Source organism: Fenollaria massiliensis, assembly GCF_000312505.2.
In the GTDB taxonomy this organism is placed as follows: Bacteria; Bacillota; Clostridia; order Tissierellales; family Peptoniphilaceae; genus Fenollaria; species Fenollaria massiliensis.
Genome location: NZ_HG326227.1, coordinates 18,165 through 41,414, shown reverse-complemented (window position 1 = coordinate 41,414; position 23,250 = coordinate 18,165). Strand labels below are relative to the sequence as shown.

General features: G+C 34.6%; 21 protein-coding genes and 1 other RNA gene. 3 read left to right on the top strand and 19 right to left on the bottom strand.

All coding sequences use genetic code 11. From position 1 onward, the window contains the following. The first annotated feature begins 47 nt into the window (after nucleotides 1–47). The 3 genes from BN30_RS05930 to BN30_RS05920 are packed head-to-tail and all read left to right on the top strand — an operon-like array spanning nucleotide 48 to nucleotide 4,546. Nucleotides 48–773, top strand: a complete 726-nt coding sequence (locus BN30_RS05930; protein WP_019214590.1) for an ABC transporter ATP-binding protein — start codon at nucleotides 48–50, stop codon at nucleotides 771–773. Further along, entirely contained in the window at nucleotides 757–3,147 is a 2,391-nt protein-coding gene (locus tag BN30_RS05925; protein WP_019214589.1) for a COG1361 S-layer family protein, read from the top strand. The genes BN30_RS05930 and BN30_RS05925 overlap by 17 nt, the downstream gene beginning before the upstream one ends. Continuing rightward, entirely contained in the window at nucleotides 3,137–4,546 is a 1,410-nt protein-coding gene (locus BN30_RS05920; protein ID WP_019214588.1) for an ABC transporter permease, read from the top strand. Before BN30_RS05925 ends, BN30_RS05920 begins: the two co-directional genes overlap by 11 nt. 105 nt (nucleotides 4,547–4,651) lie before the next feature. On the opposite strand, the gene BN30_RS05915 is transcribed toward BN30_RS05920, so the two are convergent. From BN30_RS05915 to ssrA, 19 genes are all read right to left on the bottom strand, one after another. Next, nucleotides 4,652–5,770: a phosphodiester glycosidase family protein gene (locus tag BN30_RS05915; RefSeq protein WP_019214587.1), complete on the bottom strand. Its 1,119-nt coding sequence runs from the start codon at nucleotides 5,768–5,770 to the stop codon at nucleotides 4,652–4,654. An 89-nt stretch (nucleotides 5,771–5,859) separates the two neighbouring features. After that, the gene (gene dusB / locus BN30_RS05910) at nucleotides 5,860–6,840 is read right to left on the bottom strand and encodes a tRNA dihydrouridine synthase DusB (RefSeq protein ID WP_019214586.1); all 981 of its coding nucleotides are present in this window, start codon (nucleotides 6,838–6,840) and stop codon (nucleotides 5,860–5,862) included. Beyond that, nucleotides 6,833–7,609, bottom strand: a complete 777-nt coding sequence (locus BN30_RS05905; RefSeq protein WP_019214585.1) for a type III pantothenate kinase — start codon at nucleotides 7,607–7,609, stop codon at nucleotides 6,833–6,835. Before BN30_RS05905 ends, dusB begins: the two co-directional genes overlap by 8 nt. Before the next feature lie 2 nt (nucleotides 7,610–7,611). Further along, nucleotides 7,612–8,364, bottom strand: coding sequence for an ECF transporter S component (locus BN30_RS05900; RefSeq protein WP_019214584.1), 753 nt, complete (start codon nucleotides 8,362–8,364; stop codon nucleotides 7,612–7,614). 150 nt (nucleotides 8,365–8,514) lie between these two features. Then, nucleotides 8,515–9,729, bottom strand: coding sequence for a DUF819 family protein (locus tag BN30_RS05895; RefSeq protein WP_019214583.1), 1,215 nt, complete (start codon nucleotides 9,727–9,729; stop codon nucleotides 8,515–8,517). Nucleotides 9,730–9,913: 184 nt separating this feature from the next. Further along, nucleotides 9,914–11,731, bottom strand: a complete 1,818-nt coding sequence (gene ftsH / locus BN30_RS09205; protein ID WP_019214582.1) for an ATP-dependent zinc metalloprotease FtsH — start codon at nucleotides 11,729–11,731, stop codon at nucleotides 9,914–9,916. 1 nt (nucleotide 11,732) lies between these two features. Further along, the gene (gene hpt / locus BN30_RS05885) at nucleotides 11,733–12,281 is read right to left on the bottom strand and encodes a hypoxanthine phosphoribosyltransferase (protein WP_019214581.1); all 549 of its coding nucleotides are present in this window, start codon (nucleotides 12,279–12,281) and stop codon (nucleotides 11,733–11,735) included. Further along, a complete protein-coding gene (gene tilS, locus BN30_RS05880; protein WP_019214580.1) occupies nucleotides 12,271–13,626 on the bottom strand; it encodes a tRNA lysidine(34) synthetase TilS in 1,356 nt (451 codons plus the stop codon). Before tilS ends, hpt begins: the two co-directional genes overlap by 11 nt. Nucleotides 13,627–13,715: 89 nt before the next feature. Next, nucleotides 13,716–14,216, bottom strand: a complete 501-nt coding sequence (locus BN30_RS05875) for a S1 RNA-binding domain-containing protein (protein WP_019214579.1) — start codon at nucleotides 14,214–14,216, stop codon at nucleotides 13,716–13,718. Between the two features lie 24 nt (nucleotides 14,217–14,240). Beyond that, a complete protein-coding gene (locus BN30_RS09200) occupies nucleotides 14,241–14,549 on the bottom strand; it encodes an FtsB family cell division protein (protein ID WP_019214578.1) in 309 nt (102 codons plus the stop codon). 19 nt (nucleotides 14,550–14,568) lie between these two features. After that, a complete protein-coding gene (locus tag BN30_RS05860; protein WP_019214577.1) occupies nucleotides 14,569–14,808 on the bottom strand; it encodes an RNA-binding S4 domain-containing protein in 240 nt (79 codons plus the stop codon). A gap of 84 nt (nucleotides 14,809–14,892) precedes the next feature. Further along, complete coding sequence (locus tag BN30_RS05855) at nucleotides 14,893–15,192, bottom strand: HU family DNA-binding protein (RefSeq protein WP_019214576.1); 300 nt, start codon at nucleotides 15,190–15,192, stop codon at nucleotides 14,893–14,895. A 137-nt stretch (nucleotides 15,193–15,329) separates the two neighbouring features. Next, nucleotides 15,330–16,898 carry a putative polysaccharide biosynthesis protein gene (locus BN30_RS09195; protein WP_019214575.1) on the bottom strand — a complete coding sequence of 523 codons (1,569 nt, stop codon included), beginning with the start codon at nucleotides 16,896–16,898 and terminating at the stop codon, nucleotides 15,330–15,332. A 3-nt stretch (nucleotides 16,899–16,901) separates the two neighbouring features. Beyond that, nucleotides 16,902–17,585: a response regulator transcription factor gene (locus BN30_RS05845; RefSeq protein WP_019214574.1), complete on the bottom strand. Its 684-nt coding sequence runs from the start codon at nucleotides 17,583–17,585 to the stop codon at nucleotides 16,902–16,904. An 8-nt stretch (nucleotides 17,586–17,593) separates the two neighbouring features. Then, nucleotides 17,594–19,507, bottom strand: coding sequence for a selenocysteine-specific translation elongation factor (gene selB, locus BN30_RS05840; RefSeq protein WP_019214573.1), 1,914 nt, complete (start codon nucleotides 19,505–19,507; stop codon nucleotides 17,594–17,596). A 2-nt stretch (nucleotides 19,508–19,509) separates the two neighbouring features. Further along, a complete protein-coding gene (gene selA / locus BN30_RS05835; RefSeq protein ID WP_019214572.1) occupies nucleotides 19,510–20,889 on the bottom strand; it encodes an L-seryl-tRNA(Sec) selenium transferase in 1,380 nt (459 codons plus the stop codon). 7 nt (nucleotides 20,890–20,896) lie between these two features. Beyond that, on the bottom strand, nucleotides 20,897–21,940 hold the full coding sequence (selD, locus tag BN30_RS05830) for a selenide, water dikinase SelD (RefSeq protein ID WP_084691382.1): 1,044 nt from the start codon (nucleotides 21,938–21,940) through the stop codon (nucleotides 20,897–20,899). A 4-nt stretch (nucleotides 21,941–21,944) separates the two neighbouring features. Beyond that, nucleotides 21,945–22,556 carry a DUF655 domain-containing protein gene (locus BN30_RS05825; protein ID WP_019214570.1) on the bottom strand — a complete coding sequence of 204 codons (612 nt, stop codon included), beginning with the start codon at nucleotides 22,554–22,556 and terminating at the stop codon, nucleotides 21,945–21,947. 327 nt (nucleotides 22,557–22,883) lie between these two features. After that, nucleotides 22,884–23,233: a transfer-messenger RNA gene (gene ssrA, locus BN30_RS09910) on the bottom strand. Nucleotides 23,234–23,250 lie beyond the last annotated feature (17 nt).

The window sequence follows — 23,250 nt, the reverse complement described above, 5'->3', positions numbered from 1 at the left end:
AATACGTCCTTTATGTTATAATCAAGATATATAATAAAGGAGGAAACATGCAAGAAATTATCGAACTAAAAAAATTAAAAAAAGCATTTAAGATCGGTAAAGAAAGTCTTCTTGTACTTAAAGGCATAGACCTCACTCTATATAAGGAGCAAGCGATATGCATTGTTGGACCATCTGGTTCAGGTAAATCTACTCTTTTAAATATGATGGCTGGACTTGAAAAGCCAAGCTCGGGAGAGATAATTGTCGGCGGCATACACATTGAGAATCTTAATGAGGATGACCTAACTAAGTTTAGGCAGCTAAATGTTGGTTTTGTGTTTCAGTCGTATAACCTCATCCCTACCCTAACTGCACTTGAAAATGTAGGTTTAGGTTTAATATTTAAAGGCATTTCTAAAAAAGAAAGAGATGAGCGTAGTGCTTATCTACTTGAAAAGGTAGGCCTAAAGGATAGAATGAAGCACAAACCAAGCGAGATGAGTGGTGGTCAGCAGCAAAGAGTAAGTATAGCTAGAGCTTTTGTAAACAAACCGAAGATAGTCTTTGCAGACGAACCAACAGGTAACCTTGATACTAAGACTAGTGTCGAGATTATGGAACTAATGACTACTATGACAAAAAAAGACAAGCAAACGCTTATCATAGTAACTCATGACTTAGAAACAGCAGTCTACTCAGACAGGATAGTTCACGTGCGTGACGGACTGATTGAGAAGGACGAGATGAACACAGATAAAAAGGAGGCACAATTAAGTGAAGAAGATATTTAGCATTTTATTAATTGCTATAATGATGATAAGCACCTTGAGTGTAAATATGTATGCAGAGGAAACAACTAAACCAATTATTGAAGAAGAAATTTTACAAGCTGATCCAGCTAGTCCAGTACAACGTGGCAATACAGTTACTTATAATTTTAAATCTTCAAATAGTAATGATACAATTACTAATGTAACTGCTGATACAAACAGTCTTAACAATTGTTATGTTATTTCAACTGCATCTAGCAATAATATTATCACAGTTAAAGTTAAAATCACATCAAATGCAGAACAAGGCACTTACAAATTGACAGTTAGAGGTAAAATTGGAAATAAAAGTGCATATGGCGAGACAAATATAAGAGTTGATGGTGAATATAAAAAACCACAAGAAAGACCAAAGGAAAAAATTGATGAAATTGATCTAATTAGTAATTCAACAAGTGAATTAAAACCAGGCGATGACACATCAGTAATTTTTGAAGCAGATAGATATTTCTATGGACTAAGTTTTTATGGTATTAAAGCTACGAGCGATAGTCCTAGCAACTGCTATATTGTAAATGCCTTTGGTGGACGCGAAGTTGAAGTAAGAGTTAGAATACCTCAAAGCGCTGAAGCAGGCACTTATAAAATTTCTGTTACAGGAAAAACAAGAATAGATGGTGAAATCGTAAAAGTATCTGGTGAAGCTTATGTAAGAGTTAACGGAGGCAGTAAAAACAAGGCTCAACTAAAGATTAATAGAGTTGACGTTCTTCCAGAAGCAAACGTTGTACCTGGCTCTTATGTAGCCTTTGGTTATGAAATTGAAAATATTTCAGATGTTTTAGCTAAAAACGTTGAATTAAACATATCTGGTCTTGCTGCAGCTGGCTTATCAGTTAGAGGCGGCACTACTACTCAAAAAGTTAAAGCTATTGAGGCAGGTAAAAAAATATATTTATATTATGAGATGAATGTGGCAAAAACTGCTAAATTTGGTTCTTATGAAATAAAAACTGATCTAAGCTATGAAAGTGAATTCAATAAAGAGCCAATAAAAGAAGAAACAACTGCCTTTATCAACATCGGCGGAGACGCTTCACAAGACTCACAATTAATTATACAAGACTTAAAATTCCCTTCAGCAACACTTGGTGTAAACAAAACATTCGATGTAAGCTTTAAAATCAGAAACCAAGGTCAATCCGTTGCTAAGAGGATCAGAGCAAGCGCTAAGAGCGACGACCCATCAGGTGTTGTATCAAGAACAGTATCAGACATACTTGTTAGAGATTTAGCTCCTGGCGAAGAAGAAACAGTTAGTTACAAGTTCTTTACAACAAAGGGCGGCTCGACTAAAAACTATCCAATCAATATTAAGATAGAATATCTTGATGATTTTACTGAAGGCAAAGAACCAAAAACAGTTGAACAAATCGTTGGCGTTTTCTTAAATAATCCAGACAATGCTGGAGATGGCAAGGATGCAAAGAAGTCAACACCTAAGCTTATCATTGACAGATACGAATTTGAGCCAAAGCTTCCACTTGCTGGAAACGAATTTGAAATGAATCTATCATTCTACAATACAAACGCTAAAAAAGCTGTTAAGAATATTAAGATAGATCTAACAAGTCAAGACACAAGTAAAAGCGACTCAAACACAGCTGGCTCATCAGTATTCACTCCTGTTGATAGTTCAAATACATTCTATATCGGTAGAATCGCTCCGAGCGGCAAAGTTGAAAAAACTATCAAAATGTTTGTCGTTCCAGATGCAACAGCTAAAACTTACAATATCACTGCTAACTTTGAATATGAAGATGATGAAAATAACGAGTACAAATCAAGTGAAAATATCGGCGTACCAGTTTATCAAGAATCAAAACTTGATATAGACCCAATAAATTATCAAACAAACGCCATGGTTGGAGATAGTATTCCAATCACTGCAAACTTCTACAATACAGGTAAGGTTACTCTATATAACTTCAAAGTAACTCTAACTGCTGATAATGCTACTGTTAACAATGGCACATACTATATCGGTAACTTTAACTCTGGTGGACAAGACGTTTATGAAGGCTCAATCATGCCAAATGAACCAGGTGAAATAAAGGGTAAGCTTAAATTTACTTATGAGGACTCAACTGGTGAAGTAAAAGAAAAAGAAGAAGATATCAATATAACTGTTGAAGAAGCTCCGCCAATGGATCCTAACGCTGGACCAGATGGTATGCCACTTCCAGATGGAGCTATGGGAGATACTCCATGGTACAAGAAGCCACTATTCTATATTCCAGTAGCTTTAGTAATCTTAGGCGCTATAGGCTTCGTAGTATTTAAAAAGCTTAAAAACAAAAAGAAAGAAAAGGATTTGAAGATAGATGAAGACTAAAGATCTAATATTGATGAGTTTGAGAAATCTTAATAGACGTAAATTAAGAACCTTCTTAACAGTATTAGGTGTAGTTATTGGTTCTATATCCATCATCATGATGATATCCTTAGGCTTTGGTATGACGGATTCGACTAAGAAGCAGCTTGCATCAGCGGGCTCACTTACTCAAATTGACATCTACCCTGCCAATAGATATGGAGGTATGGATGAGGAAGATGGTGAGAAGAAACCAAAGACTAATAAGGTCGGTAAGCTTGATGATGCCACTGTTGAACAGCTTAAAAAAATTCCTCATGTTGATGCGGTTTTAGCAACTGAACAATTTGATGCTAGGATAAATGTAAAAAATTTACAAGGATATGCCACATTAGTCGGTGTAGACCCTGCTGAATATGCTAAATTTGATATAAAGCTTGATAGTGGCAGACTTCTTCAAGAAGGCGATATGAACAAAGTTGTCATGGGTAGAGACGTTCTTAGATGGCTAAGCAATCCGCAAAGGCCTCGTATGAACGGTCCTTCAAAGGACGAAGAAAGAGATCCACTTACAACTAAGATGTTTCTTACTTTAGATACAGGCACTAGCTACGATCCAGATGGTCAAAGTACTGAGCCTAATAAGCCAAATGTAAAGTATCCCATCGAAGCGGTCGGTGTATTTAGAGACGATGATTACGAGAATAATTATTACATCGTTATGCCTATAGAATATTTAAGAAAAATTAAAAAAGATGCTAAAAAATTACAATCTGGCGCCAATCAAAATATGTTTGGCGGATCTATGTATGGCAGACGTGATGATAAAGACAATAAATATAATAACATTAAAGTTAAAGTAGATAACGTTGACAACGTTCAAATTGTTCAAGAGCAAATCGAAGCTATGGGACTTAAACCACATTCTTTAAATGACGTTTTGGTCGAAATCAATAACTCATCTAAAACACAAAGACTAATACTTGGCGGTATCGGTGCCGTATCATTACTAGTCGCAGCCATCGGTATCTCAAATACCATGGTCATGAGTATATATGAAAGAACAAAAGAGATTGGTGTAATGAAGGTTATAGGTGCGAGCGTCTCAGACATAAAGATGATGTTCCTTACTGAATCAGCCTTTATAGGTCTGCTTGGTGGCCTCGCGGGTATAGTCCTCAGCTACGCGATAAGCGCCCTAATTAACTACTTGGGCGTGAAATATGGCTTTGCAGGAAGCATGTCCGGCGGCGGCTTCTCACCAGACTTTGATCCATCTCAGTTAAAGATGTCAATCATACCCGTATGGCTTGCACTAGCGTCCCTTGTTTTTTCAGCACTTATAGGTATAGTATCTGGTTACTTCCCTGCTAAGAAGGCAACTAAGCTAAGTGCACTTGAAGCGATGAGACAAAATTAAATATAAAACAGAAAAGAGTGAGCAAATTAACGCCCACTCTTTTTTTGCATAGTAAAGGCGATGGACTAAGCCATCGCCGTATTTTTATAAATTATTTTTCTTTAATTATTTAGCTGGCTTTACATCTTGTACTAAAAATACTGTGTTAAGCGCTCTACCTGCATTTCTAAAGTACTTGCCGTTCGCATACATAGCGCTTGATGCACCGCCATCAAGGTTAAATGCATCTGTGCAGCCAAGGTCTTGCATTATACCTGTGACTTGCGCCATAGTTCCCGAAGTAGTTACCATGACTAATTGATTTGATTTATTGATGCCTATCAAGGTTCTTGCGCCTGCGCCAGTTGTCATCTTCGCTTCCATGCCTTTAACATAAGTTTCGTACACGCTCTTAGAGTTTTCTATTAAGAGTGGTCCAGCTGATATTATCTCACTTACCTTTGTATATGGAATTTTTTCTCCATTGTAATCAAACTCAGTTTCAGTCACGAAGCCATCGTTAGTTTTCTTTGACAAAACTAATTCAAGTTCAACTGTTCTTCCCTCTTGGAATCTATCATTAATGTATTTATCGTCACAGGCTTCTTTACCATAGTAAATTATGTAGCCATTCTTTGGCAAAACCATGTTTTCAGATGATTTATATACTTTACTTACTTTATTATCAACAACTTCTATAACAGTTCCACCGCCAAACTTAGTAGGAGCGTTTCTGTATGAATTGTATACATAAGCAGTCTTTTCACTTGTTAGATTGCCATTGACATTCCAGATTTCAAAAGTGTTTGCTTTTTTATTTATCCAGTCATTTTCTCTTTGTCCATCAAGAAAACCGTTGTAACGAAGAAAACCTTGCACTATCTTGAATTTATTTTTATCAAAAACAAGTAGGCTCGCGTGATTACCTGACATGTTTATCATTTTGCCCTCAGTCATTTGCGTGCCATAAGGGTAAAAACCGCCCTTGTACGCTTCGAAATAATTTGCGTTTATCGCTGCTCTTGGCTTATATGAAGCGATAAAATTTTTAAAATTTGTAACACCAACTTGCTTCATATTTGGCTTAACTACCTTAAAAGCAGTAGTATCATCAGCAGTAACAGTAATTACATTGCAGCTTCTATTTCTAAGCTTAACTTGTTTTACCTCAGTCTTTGCAAGTAGATTCACTTGACTTAATAAAAGCATGCCAGCTAGGGCTATACTCATAATTTTCTTCTTCATAAAATTACCTCTCTTCATTTACTTTATTCTATTATATAAGAAATGAAAAATAATTGCAAGAGAAAAGCCAAGATTTCTCTTGGCATATATTAGTACTCAATATTATTTTTTAAATATTCTCTATACTTTAATAAAATTTCATATATTTCATCAAAGTCTTTGCTCTCGCAAATGGCGTTCTTCACTTTCGCTGCGTTTCTTAGGCCCTTGATGTACTGTAAGAGCTGCTTTTTCATATTGTTTTTTAATAGCTCCTTAGGATATAACTCCAAATCTAGGTCCATGTGCCTTATAGCTATGTCAATTTTTTGATAATCTTTAGAAATATATTCCTCGCCTTTTAAGTAGCTAGCTATCTCTTTAAATAAGAATGGATTTGCAAGCGCTCCTCTGCCTATGGCAACTCCACTTGCACCTGTCACTTCAAGTATCCTATTGTAATCATCAAGACTCGCCACATCGCCGTTGGCAATGACTGGTATATCAACTGCATCTACAATCTTTTTGATGTAGTCCCAATTGGCGCTTCCTGTGTAGAAGGCTTCTCTAGTCCTTCCATGAACAGTGATTGCGTCTGCTCCTGCCTCTTCTATCGCCTTAGCATTGTCTACGCCATTTAAGTTATCATCGTCCCAGCCAATACGTATTTTTACGGTAATTGGCTTAGCTGAAGCGCTTTTCGCAGCTTTGACTACCTTATATACTTTTTCTGTATCTTTTAAAAGCGCACTGCCATCGCCATTTTTCGTAATTTTTGGCATAGGGCAGCCCATGTTGATGTCTATGATATCTATGTCCATAGCGTTTAGGTGCTCCTCTATCGCTCTTTTGTAATCATCTTCATTGCTTCCAAAAATTTGTACTGCGTAGATGGCTTCATCTTTTATTCTTTTAGTTAGATCCAAAGTTTTTTTGTCATCATGAACAAGGCCTTTGACATTAACCATCTCAGAGACTGTCATGCCAGCGCCAAGTTCACAAGCTATGTGCCTAAATGCATAGTCAGTGAAGCCTGCCATCGGCGCCAAGACTAATGAATTTTTTATCTCAAAATTCGATATTTTAAGCATGATTCATCTTATATATTTCGTAAAGACCTAGAAGAGTTAGATTTGGCTCGATTAAATTAACATATTCGCTGTATTTGGCAACTTTTTCTGAAAGTCCACCAGTTGCAACTATTAGAAGCTCCTCCTTAGTTTTTCCGATCTCTTCCAAAATCTTTTTTATGATGTAGTCCATCTCACCGATTTTTGAGTTCATAATACCGCTTTTAATGCTCTCAACAGTATTTTTGCCAAGAACGTGCTCAGGCATTTCAAGCTCAACGCGCGGAAGCTTTGATGTTCTCTCAGATAGAGCATCCATCGATATCTTAAAGCCTGGTGTGATGATGCCTCCAAGGTAGTCACCTTTTTCATTTAAGTAGTGATAAGTATTTGCTGTGCCTAGGTCTATGACTATAGCTGGTTTATTTGTGATGGCTCTAACAGCAACTGAGTTTACTATGTTATCTGAGCCAACCTCCTTTGGATTATCCATAACAATGTTGATCTTAGTTTTAAGATTTTTGCCAACAAGTTCAGCATTAACATTAAAATATTTTTTAATTGAATCAATAAGTGGTCCTGTCACAGGAGGTACAACCGATGAGATGATGGCTGCATTCACTTCTTTTGCATCAACTTTTGCAAAATTCAAAAAATCATGAAAAATAATGCCATATTCATCCAAAGTTTTATCCTTATCTGTGGATAGTCTAAAGCTTTCTATCATATTATTATCGTCGAACAAGCCTAAAACTATGTTAGTATTGCCGACATCCATTGCTAATAGCATAATTATCTCCTCTCAATTGATAATACTCTTGAAGCGATTACTGTCACAGCCACAATCGCTATGATGAGCTCAGGTATTGCGTTTGTTGTCGCAATTGCGAGTATATAGCCCTTTGCAGCGCCTGCTTCAAGTCCAAGCGCTCCTTCAATGAAGCTTCCATAAATTAAATACATAAATGATAAGACAAGTCCAGTGTTTGCAAGTGTCCCAATAAATGCTGGCACTACTAGATCAAGTCTATACTTTTTTGAGCCTTTAATGATAAAGATGAGTATCATTAGCGTAATTAATAAAAATCCTACGTTAACTAGCTTGTTTATGACTTTAATCTCCGGACTTGCGATGAAAAGGATGACCCATCTTAAATAATAGATAAAAATTAGTGCAAATACTGTTAAAGTGATTGCCTTATTTGTTTTTTCATCTCTTTTGTTCATAAATTTAAATACAAGACCAGATACTAAGCCTATCAAAATTCTTGGCACAACAGCTATAATTGGATTTAAAAATACTAGTGATATAGGATTTGGCTTGATTATAGCATTGATTATGCTTGTTATGCCAAAGACAAAACCGACTATGGCCCCAATAAGTGGACCTTCTAGTATGCCCGCCAAAATAACTGGTATATGTAGTGTTGTTGCATTTGTTAAACCTACAGGAACAAAACCTATGGGCGTAAATGCAAATAGTAGTACTATAGCTATATAAATAGCTGCGTACGCGACTCTTTTTGAGTTCTTGCTCATGTTCATTAAATTACCTCCATTCCGGTTCACTAAGGATACCGTTTGATTTACGCTAAATATTATAGCACAAAGACAAATCCATTGCAATGATTAAAAAATAAGCAGCCATTTCTGACTGCTTACCCTGTAATAATTATAGTTTACTAATTAATAAAATTATTGAAGTATTGTACCTACTAAAATACCGTACCAATTGCCTAGAACGTATCCAAGTGTACCAACTAATAGTGCTGGAACAATAAGTGCTTGCCAGCCCTTAGATACAGCCATAGCTGCTGCTGTTGTAGGTCCACCAACGTTTGCGTTTGAAGAAATAATGATTTCTTCGATAGAGAATTTGAAAATCTTTCCAAATATAAGTGATACGATTAAGTTTGTGAATACTATGATTGCTGCTAGTAATAATAATAGTGGAGATTGTTCGATTATTAACTTTAATGATGCTGGTGCGCCGATTACTGCGAAGAATAGATAAATTAAGAAAGTACCGATTTCTTGGCTACCGTTAATCTTTTCGAAGAAAGAGCTAAATACTGATGCAAGTATCATAGTGATAGTTGTCATGATTAGATACTTGTTACCAAGTAATCCATTGAATAATTGCATTACAAAGTTGCCTGTTGGTATAACTGATCCTAAGAATGAAGCAATAAGATCAGATACTGTAACGATTAGGAAGGCACTTGCAACTACTGTTGCTATATCAAGTAATGATATATTCTTTGCTCCCCAATATTGAGCTGCCATAGTCTTGCTGCTGTCTTTAAGATCTGCGTTCTTTTCAAGTTCATCAATGTATGGATGCTTGTAAGCTTTTTTGATGAATGAAATTCCTGGTAAAGCTATTAAAACGAAGAAGTAGATAGCCATTAATAAGTTATCTGCAACTAGAGCGGCGCTTGTAACTGATTGATCAACTGCATAGTTGTCAGCCATAGCTACGAAGTTAACGCTTCCGCCTGTGTATGTTCCTGTGAACATAGGGATAATTCTACCAAGGTCATTTATAGCGCCTCTTAAGATATAGAATGCTGCGAAAGAACCAAGTATTGTTCCTACTGAACTTAATAGATAAATAATAAATACTCTTCCTGATTCCTTAGCAATTTTCTTAATATTAGCTTTGAATAATAGCATTGGTACTGCTAGAGGTACTACATAGTCCCAAACAGCATTATAAACTGGTGCATCTGCTGGAATAAAGTTAACGTTTGAAAGTATCATAGTGATAGTTAACGCTAAGATACAGCCTGTTACTTTGTTAGCCCATTTGTATTTTTGTTCTAGGAATATTGCTAAAGCAGCTGAACATGCTAGAACTGACCAAAGAGCCCAAGTGTTTTCAGGCGAAATAAAACTTGCTAAAAACATAAAATCACTCCTTTATAGTAAACTATTACAATAGTTATTATATCATTTTAGAAAGTTTTTTTCAAGTTTATTGTAATTTTTATTGTAAATTATTTTTGTTGCCGTAATAATTTTGTCTCATCATGATAATATAATTTATTTTTTGCATAAGAAAAGCGACTAAATTTATAGCCGCTTAATAATCTTATTGATTTTCTCCAAGAACTTCTAAGAATTCTTTTCTATTGATTGTTTCTTTTTCAAGAAGTGTTTGTGCTAATTTTTCAAGTTTATCCTTATGCTCTAAAAGTATTTGAGTTGCTTCTTCTTTTGCTTTCAAGATAAAGTCTTTAATCTCTTGGTCTATAGCGTATTGAACTTCTTCTGAATAAACTTTTGTTCTTCCGTAGTCCCTGCCTATGAAAACGTTTTCGCCTTCATTGTCATAGCAAACTGGTCCAAGCTTATCGCTCATACCGTAGACAGTAACCATGTTTTTCGCAATATCTGTTGCTCTTTCAATGTCGTTTGATGCGCCTGTAGATATATCTTTAAATATAATCTCTTCAGCTATCCTACCGCCAAGTAGTGATTTAAGCATATTCTCCATCATGGACTTAGTTGTGTAATTAAAATCTTCTTTTGGAAGATATTCTGTGAAGCCGCCCGCTCTTCCTCTTGGAACTATAGTTATCATATTGACTGGATATAATTCATCTGTGTAGTGACTAACTATAGCGTGACCTGCTTCATGATAAGCAACTATCTTTCTTTCTTTTTCTATAACAGTTTGTGATTTCTTTTCTGGTCCAGCAACTACCTTGATTGACGCTTCTTGAACAAGTCTCATAGGTATCTTGTCAAGATTTTCTCTAGCTGTTAATAGTGCTGCTTCATTAAGAAGATTTTCAAGGTCAGCTGGTGAGAATCCTACTGTTTTCTTAGCAATATTTTCTAAGTCAACATCTTCATCAAGCTTTTTATTCTTTGCATGAACTTCAAGTATTGCCTCTCTAGCCTTAACATCAGGAAGCGAAACATATATATTTCTATCGAATCTACCTGGTCTTAATAAAGCCTTATCAAGTATATCTGGTCTATTGGTTGCCGCCATAACGATAATGCCTTCATTTTGAGTGAAACCGTCCATCTCTACAAGTAATTGATTAAGTGTTTGCTCTCTTTCATCGTTGCCGCCGCCAAGGCCTGCGCCTCTTTGTCTACCAACTGCATCAATCTCATCTATAAACACAATGCAAGGTGCATTCTTCTTTGCTGTTTGGAAAAGGTCTCTAACTCTTGAAGCACCAACGCCGACAAACATTTCTACAAAGTCTGAACCGGATATAGTATAGAAAGGTACTCCTGCTTCGCCAGCAACTGCCTTTGATAGATATGTTTTACCTGTACCTGGCTCACCAACTAGCAAAACGCCCTTTGGTATTCTTGCGCCAAGCTTGATATATTTCATAGGATTTTTTAAGAAGTCAACTATTTCAAATAATTCTTCTTTTTCTTCGACAAGTCCTGCAACATCTGCAAATTTAATGACTTTACCATTGACAGTTTTTGATTCTCTCGCTCTAGATCTACCAAAATTTTGTGGACTTGTTCCATCTTGTCCTCTCGGTGCAATTAACGCACGCATGATAAACATAAAGAATAGCATAGATCCTGCCATCATAAGTATATTTATCATCATGGAGTTATCCTTAGGCATGCTCACATCGTATTGAAGCTTGTTTGCTATAACTCTATCTTTAACATAATCATCATATATAGACTGCCAAACATTTGGATCTACCTCAACATAATCACTTTTACCGTCATTTTTTGTATATTTAAATCCATAGCCTTCTTGGCTAATTCTCTTTACTTTTCCATCTTTAATATCGTTTATGAAAGTATTGACATTGGCTCTATCCTCCGAGAAAAAACTTCCCGAGAAAAATCTCAAAGAGAAAAAGACAAGTATCAATATAAATGCATAAACAATTATATTTCTAATTGAAGATCTTTTCAAATTATTCCTCCTCACCTAAACAAGTTTCATCTAAAACTCCTATGTATGGTAAATTTCTTAAGTGCTCGTTAAAATCAAGTCCGTAGCCGATGATAAACTTATCTGGTATTTCGAAACCAACGTAATCAACCTTTATATCTACAACTCTTCTTTCACTCTTATTAAGCAGTGTAACTATCTTAACTGATTTTGCTCCCTTGTTTAAAAGGTACTCGTGAAGACACTTAAGAGTGTAGCCTGAATCGATGATATCTTCAATGATAAGTACATCCTCACCTTTTGGATCAAACTCCATATCTAACTTGATATTGACCTTGCCATCGGATTTAGTTTTGTTTCCATAGCTTGATGCTCTCATGAAATCAACTCTAAGCTCGTGATTGTCAACATTTTTAATAAGGTCAGCCATAAACACAAAGGATCCTTTTAATATCCCAACAAAGATTGGGCTCTTTCCTTTATAATCCTCTGTTAATTGTTTTGCTAGTTCTAAAACTTTTTCTTGAATCTGTTCTTCAGTGAACATAATTTCTTTAATTCTATAAGCCATAATTATCCTCCATTATAATGTTAAGATAGTTCTTTGTTTTTATGTTTGCTCTGTATTTATTAGCTATGTCGTAGCCAATAACACAAGCTATGTCCTCATCATTTGTCAAAAATAAAATTTTAGCTCTTTCATCTGAAGAAATTTTTTTATCAATAAAGTAGTCCTTAATCTTTTTTGAGCCACTCATGCCGAAGGGGTTGAATCTGTCGCCACTTCTTCTATTTCTAAGACTAAGCTTTCCCTTTAATAAATCATAGTCGAGATATTTTTTGCTAAGAATTTTATCACTTAAGACAAATTTAAATTTTCTTCCATAAATATTGTATACTTTATCTAATTTAAAGTCAAGCGATATTTCTTCTGAAAACTCATTCTTATCAAGCACTTTGAATGTGGTTTTATCAAAATCATTTACAAGATAATGTTTATTATCTATGTCATACTTTTTACCCGAATCGAGCAAAATTAAATTGATCATCTCTTCAATATTTTCTTTACTAATATTATTTAAATATTTTAAATTTTCTTTTAAAAATTTTCTTAAAATAATAGTTTTTTCGTAGTGATGAAGCTTATTAAAACCATCCCTGTCAATGCTACCCGCCTTGACAATGCTTTTATACTTATCATTTATAATAATCTCAATATATTCATTGTTCTCTTTAGAGATGGCTGCAAGTCTAGCCATAGACGCAATTACATTCTCATTAAAATTCTTTTCAATAAATGGTATCATCTCGTTACGAATAAGATTTCTCTTGTAATCGTTGGTGAAATTAGTCGAGTCATCAACGTAATTAATATTATTTTCTTTTAAATATTCAAGAATTTCTGATTTTTCAAAGCAAAGTATTGGTCTTATGTAAAAATCTCTTCTTAGTGGAATTGATTCAAGTCCGTCAAGTCCTGTGCCTCTAAATATATTTAGCATCATGGTCTCTGCTACATCGTTTTCATTGTGAGCTATGGCAACTGAATTTGCCTTGTATTTATTTTTAAGCTCTTCAAAGAATATATATCTTAGCTTTCTGCCTGCTTCTTCACAAGTTAATGAGTGCTCCTTGGCATAGCTCATCATGTCAATGTGCTCTACTTCATATATAAGACCATGTTTTTCAGAAAGATTTTTTACAAAATCTTCATCTCTTTGTGCCTCTGCTCCTCTAAGACCATGGTTAACGTGACAAACTATAATGTGAAGGTTATATTCTTCTTTAATACTAAGAAGCATTTCAAGCATAAAAACAGAGTCAGAGCCACCAGATACAGCGCTGACTATGGTATCTGATTTATTTATTAAATTATTTTCTTTGATGAAATTTCTAAATTTTTCTATACTATTCATACTAACCTCTACCATAGATAAAATATAAAGAAAATTAAAGGCTGAACAATTGTTCAACCTTGCTAAATACTTATTAGACTCAGAAGCAATTAATTTCTATAGTCACCTTTTTTTGAATGATAACTGCTTCTTCTGTTTTCTTTAAACTTCATTTGATCCATCTTTTCAGTGCTTTCTTTCAAAAACCTTGAAATTTTATCTTCGAAGCTTAAATCTTGAGATTCTGTCCTTTCTCCTTCCCAAGTATAAGCTTTTCTTGCTTGTGGCTTAGAAAAATCTCTTCTTGGTTTTGAGAAATCTTTTTTATTATTAAAATCTTTTTTATTATTAAAATCTTTTTGTTTAACAAATTCCTTTTTTGGAAGAGTTTGCTTAATTGACAAACTTAGTTTTCCGTTGTCATTCGACAAAACTTTAGCTTTAACCTCTTGTCCCTTTTTTAAAACATCTGAAACATTTTCTACGTAATCATTTGATATCTCTGAGATATGCACAAGACCATTCTGTCCACCTTCTATCTCGATAAATGCTCCAAAATTAGTTATATTAACAACTTTTCCACTCACGATGTCTCCAACTGAAAGCGTCATAAAAAACAAAATCCTCCTTAATTATTATTTGTTTTCTTTAAATATATCTGTGTCGACTTTGTCAACAACTTTTATTTCTTTAGGCTTGATCATGCCTAATTCATCTCTAGCTATTAGTTCAATAAATTCTTGAGTTTTAGACTTAGAAAGCAATACCTTTACGTTTGATATTTCGTCCTTAAGTTCTGCAATCTCTTCTTGCTTTGCTTTATCTTCTTTCACTAATTTATTGTAAGTTGCTATTTGATTATAAAAATGGATTGATACAATTAAAAATAAAGATATAATTCCTAATTTAAATGCCGTTATTCCACCTTTTTTATTTTTCTTCATAATCATCACTCCTTACAAATCATAGCTCTTTATACATCAGCTTAGCTTGATCCTTGTTTGGACTTTCAAGCAAGGATACTACTTCATAGCTTCTGTGGTCTTCATTAAACGTTGTCGTTATAATGTCGCCAACTTTTAAATCATCACCTGGTTTAGCTACTTTTGAATTTATAAGTATCTTGCCGCTTTTTGCAGCATCATTAGCTACTGTTCTTCTTTTAATAATTCTCGATAGTTTTAAAAACTTATCAAGTCTCATGAAATCACCCTTATGTACATCGTAGAAAGTCAGGCATAGCCTGACTTTTTACTTATTGTGTTTTAAGAAAATATCCTTTTGGGACTATTTTGCTTTCTTTTTACCTTTAGTGTTTACAGTTTCCTTTAAAGTCTTACCAGCTTTGAAAACAGGTGCTTTAGATGCAGGAATTTTTATTTTTTGTTTAGGATCTCTAGGGTTTCTTCCTTCTCTAGCTTTTCTGTCCTTTACTTCGAAAGTACCAAAGCCTACTAATTGAACCTTTTCACCGCTCTTAAGTGTTTCAGTAACAACACCTGTGAAAGCGTTAAGACAAGCTTCAACGTCTTTTTTTGTCATTTCAGTTTTTTCAGCCATAGCTGCAACTAATTGAGATTTGTTCATAATAAATCCTCCTTTTAAAAAGTGCTTGAAAAGCCATTCGTGGCTCTTCTATACTTATATTATAACCTATTTTCTCTAAAAATCAAGGTTTTTTTGCATTTTTTTTAATTTTTTATGAAAAAATAGCGATTTTTTTGCTATTTTGATATAAAATCTTCAATTTTTACCAATTTTAGTAAAAGTGCGAGACCACCATAAACTATTATGCCTAATGAAATCGATAGCGATGTTGATATTAAAAGTGAAAATCTCATGCTTAAAAGTTCATAAGCTACCTTAACAGAAATTGCCATAAATATGCTTACGGCTAAAACTTTTAATGCATAGAACAATAAATTATATTTTTTATCAAGTATTTTTTCCAAATCGATATAATTTAGTATCATCGCCACTAAAAATGCAGCATTTGTACTTATAGCCGCGCCCTTTACATTGAAGAATGCGATTCCTGTTAGTATATAAGTTAAAATTATCTTCACAATAGATCCAATGACAAGGTTTTTAACTGGCTTTTCAGGTTTGCCAACCGCTTGAAGTATAGCTGTTAGAATTTGTATTAGGCATAGAAAGATTAGACTAATCGCTAAAATACTAAGTAATTCTGCTGTTCCATTGATTGCTTCTGGTGAATTATTATAATAAATTAATGATATTATAGGCTTACTTAAGGCAATAAATCCAAGTGCACAAGGAAATGCAAAAAGACAAGTGAACTTAAGTCCTGTAAATATTGTTTGATGCATTTTTTCGTCGTCTTTTTTAACCATGTATGCCGAAACTAGTGGCACTATACTCATTGACAAAGCTATGGATATAGCTTGAGGCATGTTAATAAGTGTTGTCGCCATGCCCTTTAGCCAGCCAAACATATCATTTGCTTGGCTCATAGTGTAGCCAATATCTGTAAGTCTCATAAAAACAAGTTTAGTATCTATAAAATCCATAAGAGGATTGATTGATGCTCCTATGGTGATAGGTACTGCGATTGATAAGATATTTCTTATTACTTCTTTATCTCCATAGACAAAGCCGCTTTGGTCTAGTTTTTCTTCTGCCTTATATGATTTAAAATTAAATAAAAATACTATTAGCAAGAATAAAAAGCCAAAGATGGCTCCGATTGAACCGCCTGATTGTGCAGCGCCTGCTGCAACGGCTACGCCATACATCCTAAGAGCATACTTTGTTAGTATAAGCCCAAATATTAACTTGAATAACTGCTCAATAACTTGTGAGATGGCTGTAGGCACCATATTGTCCTTACCTTGATAAAAGCCTCTAAATGATGACATAAGTGGCGCAAATACAAGGGCTGGTATTAGTGCAACTAATGAGTACCAGCTGTTTTCATTTTGTAAAAAGCCAACAATTTGGTGACTGAACACATAAACGAAGAGCGCACTCGCTATGCCCAAGATGAACATTAGCTTTGTCGACTCTCTGAATACTTTATGAGCTGCCTTTATCCTGCCTAGCGCATAATTTTCTGAAACGAGTTTTGCAACCGCTATCGGTAGACCTGCTGTTGATATTGTTAAGAGTATTTGATACACAGGATAAGCCGCTTGATAGTAGCCAATCCCTGTATCCATGATGATGTTTGTTATAGGTATTCTATATACAGCGCCTATAATCTTAACTAAAATTCCTGCTATAACAAGAATAAAAGTATTCTTAAAAAATTTATTTGTTTTTTTCTTTTCCATATATTAATCTACGAAGTAGTAGCCTACCCCCCATTTAGTCTTTAAAAATTTTGGTCTCTTGCTGCTTTCTTCTATCTTGTTTCTAAGTCTTCTGACATGAACATCAACGGTTCTTTCATCTCCATAGAATTGATAGCCCCAAACCTTTTCTAAAAGGTCTTTTCTTGAGAAAACAACTTCTTTATTCGAAGCAAGTATATATAGTAAATCAAATTCTTTACCTGTTAATGAAATTTCAACGCCATCTTTGAAAAGTTTTCTGCCAATGGTGTTTATAGTAAAGTGATTAAACTCAAGTATACTGTTCTTTGAATCATCGCTTGCACCTTGAACTCTTCTAAATAAGGACTTCATCCTCGCTTTAAGCTCAAGAATATTATATGGCTTAACTAAAAAATCATCTGCGCCATATTCAAGCGCAAGTATCTTTTTAATCTCTTCCTTATTATTTGTTGATATGATTATGCCGACATTTGAGTCTCTTCTAATGTCTTGACATAGGTTTAAACCGCTTTTGTCTGGCAAGTCTATCTCCATTATAATTAAATTGTACTCATTTGGCTTAAGAAGCTTTTGTGCCTCTTCAGCGCTATATGCTGTATCTATAAGATACTCATCTTGTTCTAGACTGTATTTGAGCCCCTGAACGAAGGTTTCATCACTATCTATTAATAAAATCTTTTGCATATATTTTCCTACCTTTTTAATACTCTCTTATCGCCAAGCCTCTTAGTTAAATTGGCTTTGTCAAAATCTTCAAGCAAAGCAAGCGATATTTTTCTATTTGACGAAATAAGGTCTCTGAACTCAGCTAAACTTATCTCTTGATTATTATTTAAAAACTTAATTAGCTCTTCTCTTGCATTTAAGAAGGATTTGTAGCTTATATAGTCATCTTGAAGCCTGTATATGCTCTTGCTAGCTTGTAAATCTTGTAGTGCTTCATTTAAAAATTCTGAATTAATCTTAATTTTTTCTTGAATTTCTTCTTTTGTGATTCCATCATATTTTGCTTCTTCAATCATATTTAAAACCATGTCCATGGATTTTTTGTCTTCATCCGATAAACTTGGCGCGTATCCTTTGATTGATACTAGCTCACCATTTAATTCTAGGCTTGCTTCATCGAGTATAAGTCCAAGAACATATTCATAAAGCTTTTGATTGTTATTAAGTTTTTTGAAAAATCTATTCTTAATCTCTTCTTTAAAAATTCCTCTTCTAAGTGGATATTTTTCATAGTACTTATTTAAATGAACTATAAGTTCTTCGTTCACATTTTGTATATATCTTAAGGATATAGGATAAAGACCATTTTTAAGCTCATAAACTTTTATTGCACCTTCATTAACTAAGTCATTTAGCTCCTTATCTACTAAATCTTCTGATTTGCTTAATAATTTAGCAATTTCTTTTTTATTTAAGAAATCATCTTGTCTTGTGTAGATAAGATTGTTAAGAACGTCTGTATCTGATCCCTTTTCATTTATTTTAAATTCTTCAACAGCATCTTCATCGAAACGTTTTTTCTTCTTTGGATTAGTTTCAAGTATGACGCCACCAGCTATTGTCGACATTGGTGAGTAAAATCTTAGTATAAATCTATCCATCCTCTTACAAACTGTTTCGCTCTCAAGAATTAGTTGAGCGTAGCCTTCTTCGCCAGGATTAAGCACATCTCTATCTAAAAGTACAACTCTAGCAAGAATTTCTTCAGTGCCTATATATAAGAAGACTCTCGAGCCATTCTTAATAGCTCTTTCTTGATCCTTAATACACTCGATCTTTACGTCAATAAGATTAGTGTTCTTAAGTGCATCAGGAAGGCTTATTACGCTGCCCCTATGTATATCTTCTTTTTTAACGCCAGGAATGTTTAGAGCACATCTTTGTGAATCATAAGCTACATCTTGTGGCTCTTGATGCACCTGAATGGATCTAATCTTAGTCTTGATTCTCTCTGGATATATCTCGATCTCATCTTGTAGAGATAGCTTGCCATCCATAAGAGTGCCTGTAACTATGGTTCCAAAGCCTGATATAACGAAAACTCTGTCTATAGGAAGTCTTGGTGTATCGTTCTTTTCCTCTTTTTCAAAGCTATCGGCATGCTTTCTTAAAATATTTTTAATATCATCTATGCCTTCTAAAGTTTTGTTAGATACTCTAACTATCTCAGAATTTTCAAGAAAAGTGCCTTTCAAAGCGTCTCTGATATCTGAAGTAACTAATTCTATCCACTCTTCATCAACTAAATCAGTCTTGGTTAAAGCAACAAAGCCGTGTTCAACGCCAAGCATCCTAAGTATGTTTAAGTGCTCTATCGTTTGAGGCATTATGCCCTCGTCAGCTGCTATAACAAGCATAACAAGGTCCATGCCACTAACGCCTTGAACCATGTTTCTGATAAATTTCTCATGTCCCGGCACATCGACTATACCTACTCTTAAATCTTTTTCAAGATCAAAATAAGTAAAGCCAAGCTCTATCGATATCCCTCTTTTTTGTTCTTCCTTAAGCCTATCTGTTTGTCTGCCAGTTAGCGCACGTATTAAAGAAGTTTTCCCGTGGTCTACGTGACCAGCAGTTCCAAGTATTAAATGTTTCACTATTAATCTCCTAAAATCCCTCTAATTTCATTTGCAATAATTTCGTATTCTTCTTCGTCAATAGTCCTTAAATCAAGGAGCAACTTGTCTTTATATATCCTTACAATTATTGGTATTTCAAGGTGTCTAAGTTTTTCTTCTAGCTTTGCAGCCGATATATTTTTTGGATCGATTTCAATTGCTTTTGACTTAATAAATTGGTTTGGAAGTGAGCCACCGCCTACTTCTGAAGCTGTTTCAACTATACTTAATTCAGCTCCATTCACGCCTTCAAGCATTGAGAATAGTTTTTCCGCTCTTTTCTCTATTGATTCATAAGACTCTGTTATCATCTTTATAGTTGGTATCTCAAATGTTTTGTTCTTGTCAATATAATAGTTTAGTATTGTTTCAAGTGCTGCTATAGTCATCTTATCTACACGAAGCGCTCTAAGTAATTGATTTTTCTTAATTTGACTGATGTATTTTTCCTTGCCGACAATAATGCCTGCTTGTGGGCCGCCTAATAGCTTGTCCCCGCTGAAAGTAACTACATCTACGCCACTTGCAACTGATTCCATAACAGTTGGTTCATGATCAAGACCATAATCCTCAAGATTTATCAAAACACCTGAGCCAAGGTCTTCTATAAGAGGTAAATCGCCTTTTATAGTCGCAAGTTCTCTCGCGCTAACGCTTTCTGTAAAGCCTAAAATTTTGTAATTTGATGTATGAACTTTTAAAATCGCGCCAGTCTCTTCATTTATAGCATTTTCATAATCTCTTAGATGAGTCTTATTTGTTGTGCCGACCTCTCTAAGTGTAGCTAAGCTTCTCTCGCAAACGTCAGGTATTCTAAATGATCCACCTATCTCGATAAGTTCGCCTCTTGAAGTGATTACTTCTTTGTTCTTGCTAAGCGTATCAAGTACAAGCATAACGGCTGCAGCATTGTTATTTACTACGAGTGCCGCCTCTGCTCCAGTAATCTTTTTAAGTTTTTCTTCAATATGAGAGTATCTTAGTCCTCTTTCGCCTTTTTCAAGGTCATATTCAAGATTTGAGTAGCTTGATAATAGCCTCATAATATTTTCTTGAGCTGTTTTAGGTAATTTTGATCTGCCAAGATTAGTATGAATGATGACACCTGTAGCATTTATCACAGGTCTAAGACTATAATTAAGTTCATCTTGAAGTCTTTCTATAACAGTCTTATCAATATTTTTAAGTCTAGCTCTAAGCGAGTCCTCATCAAGTCCTTTCTTAATGTCATCTCTCATCTCGTCTAAGATATTTCTTATAGTATCGTTAATAAGTCCAGCGTCGTGAAGCTCGAAAAGCTTCTTGATCTCTTCATTTTCCATGACTTGATCAACGCCTGGGATCATTCTAAATAAATTCATATCACACCTACTTAATTAAAATATATTTATCGTCGAATTTTTTTGCCTTTGCAACTATATTTACACCAAATGGAAGGTTTATCCTTTCCATATATGTCTTTGCGTCCTCTTCTGATAGTGAAATCAATAGTCCTCCAGAAGTTTGTGGGTCAAATAAAAGATCTTCCATCTCTCTTTTAATTTTACCGTCTATTCTAAAATTATCTCCAACAAAAACTCTATTGTCATAAGCACCTGCTGGAACAAGGCCCATCATCGCATAATCAAGTGCTCCTTTTAGCACAAGAAGCTTTTCTGTATAAATTTCTACTGTTACATCAGTATTTCTAAGCATTTCATATACGTGGCCCATAAGTCCAAAACCTGTTATGTCTGTGCATGCGTGTACATCAAGGCCATCCATGGCATCCTTTGCCTTCTTATTAAGTGTTTTCATAACTAAAACCGCCTCATCTAAGGAGTCTTTATCGCAGATGCCGCCCTTGACAGCTGTATTTATTATACCAAGTCCAAGAGGCTTAGTTAATATAAGCACGTCGCCATCTTTAACGCCAGTATTTCTAAGCACTTTATCTGGATGAACAAAACCTGTAACGCTCATACCGTATTTAAGCTCGTCGTCTTGAACAGTGTGTCCGCCTATAAGCAAGGCGCCTGCCTCCTTAACCTTGTCAAAACCGCCCTTTAATATTAATTTTAATATATTTGGCGATAAACAATTTGGGAAGCATGAGATATTCATCGCAAGTATTGGCTCTCCGCCCATGGCATAAACGTCTGAAAGTGAGTTTGCTGCCGCTATCTGACCAAATGTATATGGATCGTCAACTATTGGCGTAAAGAAGTCTAATGTTTCTATGATGGCTCTGTCCTCGCTAACCTTGTATACAGCTGCGTCATCACTTGTTTCTAGCCCTACCAATAGATTTGGGTCTGGTGCACTTTTTTCTAGTCCTTTTAATATTTGATCTAAAACCTCCGGTTTTACTTTAGCCGCTCAACCAGATGTCTTAGCGAAACTTGTTAATTTTACATCTGCATCATTAATCATAAAATCACCTTCCATTTACACATATATAATCTTTCATATTATTAAATTTATTTTCACCAATTCCATCTATGTTCATGACATCTTCAATCTTTTTAAACTTTTTCTTCTCTCTATAGTCAATGATTTTTTGCGCAGTCTTCTCGCCAACGCCCGGTATAGAAGTTAGTTCAAATAAATCAGCCTTGTTAATGTTAATCTTCTTAGACTGTACAGCGCTTGCTGCATGACTTGTCTCATCCGTTTCATTAGCTTCTCCTTTAGCAGGAACAATTATTCTCTCCTCATCAACTAGCTTTTCAGATAGATTGATTTGGTCTATGTCAGCATCTTCAGTAAGGCCGCCCGCTTCTTTCACAAGATCATCCATACGAGTGCCAGACTTCATCTTATATACGCCAGGCTTTTTAATCTCGCCAGTGATGTGAGCATAAATATATACATCGACCTCGTCACTTTCATCCAAAGAGTCTTTAGAGCCCGTATCAAAGGCCTTATCTACTTTTACATCTTTTTCATTTTGATTAAAAAAGTCTTTATTCATCATATTTATAAAGAATATTATTAGTAATATTATAAGAAATATTTTTATTCCTTTTTTGATTTTATCGATGTCCATAGAATCACCTAATATATTATAACACAAATTTGATAAAAATGAAACAACTTTATGAACTTTTATTCATAAAGCTTTATAATGCTTGCAATTGCTTATTCTTATATGCAGTCACTGTCCATTGTAAATAAATTTATATTTTGTCCAGTAAATCAATTAACACAAGTAAATGTCACTATTGTAAAGAATTGTATAGCGATTAAAATTTATAATTTTCTTAAAAAACATAATCTTTTCTTTAAAATGCATATCTTAGTCAAACGCTAAAAATGTTTTAAAACACAGCTTTAAACATAAAAAAAGGCATAGACTTTATCTATACCCCTGTGGTGGTGGAGATGATGGGATTCGAACCCATGTCCGAAAGTCCTTCCTAAAGAACTTCTCCGAGCGCAGCTTTTTATCAATTTTCACTAAGACCAATTTAAAAAGCAAAATAAAGTCTTAGCTAGCTTTAAGATAATCTTTTAACTTTTAAGCTTGGCTAAAAGATTTTCTCGTCTAAGTTGACCCAATATAAAGCCGTACGAGAAAACTCTATATTGAGAGATGCCTAACTAGGCAGCGTATGCAAAATTATTGTTTTCTGCGTTTATATTTTTTTGACAGATGTAACGTATCCATCGATCCGGCTCGCTATTCTAAATTCCAAACCCCCGTCGAAACCAAAATTCATCCCCGTACTTATTATTTTTAC

Coding starts and splice junctions, on each gene's coding strand:
- BN30_RS05905 (WP_019214585.1), bottom strand. CDS start 7,609: ATGCTATTAGCAATGGATGTCGGCAATACTAACATAGTTTTAGGCTTG.
- selA (WP_019214572.1), bottom strand. CDS start 20,889: ATGAATTTATTTAGAATGATCCCAGGCGTTGATCAAGTCATGGAAAAT.
- BN30_RS05845 (WP_019214574.1), bottom strand. CDS start 17,585: ATGCAAAAGATTTTATTAATAGATAGTGATGAAACCTTCGTTCAGGGG.
- BN30_RS09200 (WP_019214578.1), bottom strand. CDS start 14,549: ATGAAGAAAAATAAAAAAGGTGGAATAACGGCATTTAAATTAGGAATT.
- BN30_RS05875 (WP_019214579.1), bottom strand. CDS start 14,216: ATGACGCTTTCAGTTGGAGACATCGTGAGTGGAAAAGTTGTTAATATA.
- BN30_RS05900 (WP_019214584.1), bottom strand. CDS start 8,364: ATGAACATGAGCAAGAACTCAAAAAGAGTCGCGTACGCAGCTATTTAT.
- tilS (WP_019214580.1), bottom strand. CDS start 13,626: ATGAATAGTATAGAAAAATTTAGAAATTTCATCAAAGAAAATAATTTA.
- BN30_RS05915 (WP_019214587.1), bottom strand. CDS start 5,770: ATGAAGAAGAAAATTATGAGTATAGCCCTAGCTGGCATGCTTTTATTA.
- BN30_RS05920 (WP_019214588.1), top strand. CDS start 3,137: ATGAAGACTAAAGATCTAATATTGATGAGTTTGAGAAATCTTAATAGA.
- BN30_RS05855 (WP_019214576.1), bottom strand. CDS start 15,192: ATGAACAAATCTCAATTAGTTGCAGCTATGGCTGAAAAAACTGAAATG.
- BN30_RS05895 (WP_019214583.1), bottom strand. CDS start 9,729: ATGTTTTTAGCAAGTTTTATTTCGCCTGAAAACACTTGGGCTCTTTGG.
- BN30_RS05930 (WP_019214590.1), top strand. CDS start 48: ATGCAAGAAATTATCGAACTAAAAAAATTAAAAAAAGCATTTAAGATC.
- hpt (WP_019214581.1), bottom strand. CDS start 12,281: ATGGCTTATAGAATTAAAGAAATTATGTTCACTGAAGAACAGATTCAA.
- BN30_RS05860 (WP_019214577.1), bottom strand. CDS start 14,808: ATGAGACTTGATAAGTTTTTAAAACTATCGAGAATTATTAAAAGAAGA.
- dusB (WP_019214586.1), bottom strand. CDS start 6,840: ATGCTTAAAATATCGAATTTTGAGATAAAAAATTCATTAGTCTTGGCG.
- BN30_RS05825 (WP_019214570.1), bottom strand. CDS start 22,556: ATGGACATCGATAAAATCAAAAAAGGAATAAAAATATTTCTTATAATA.
- BN30_RS09195 (WP_019214575.1), bottom strand. CDS start 16,898: ATGGAAAAGAAAAAAACAAATAAATTTTTTAAGAATACTTTTATTCTT.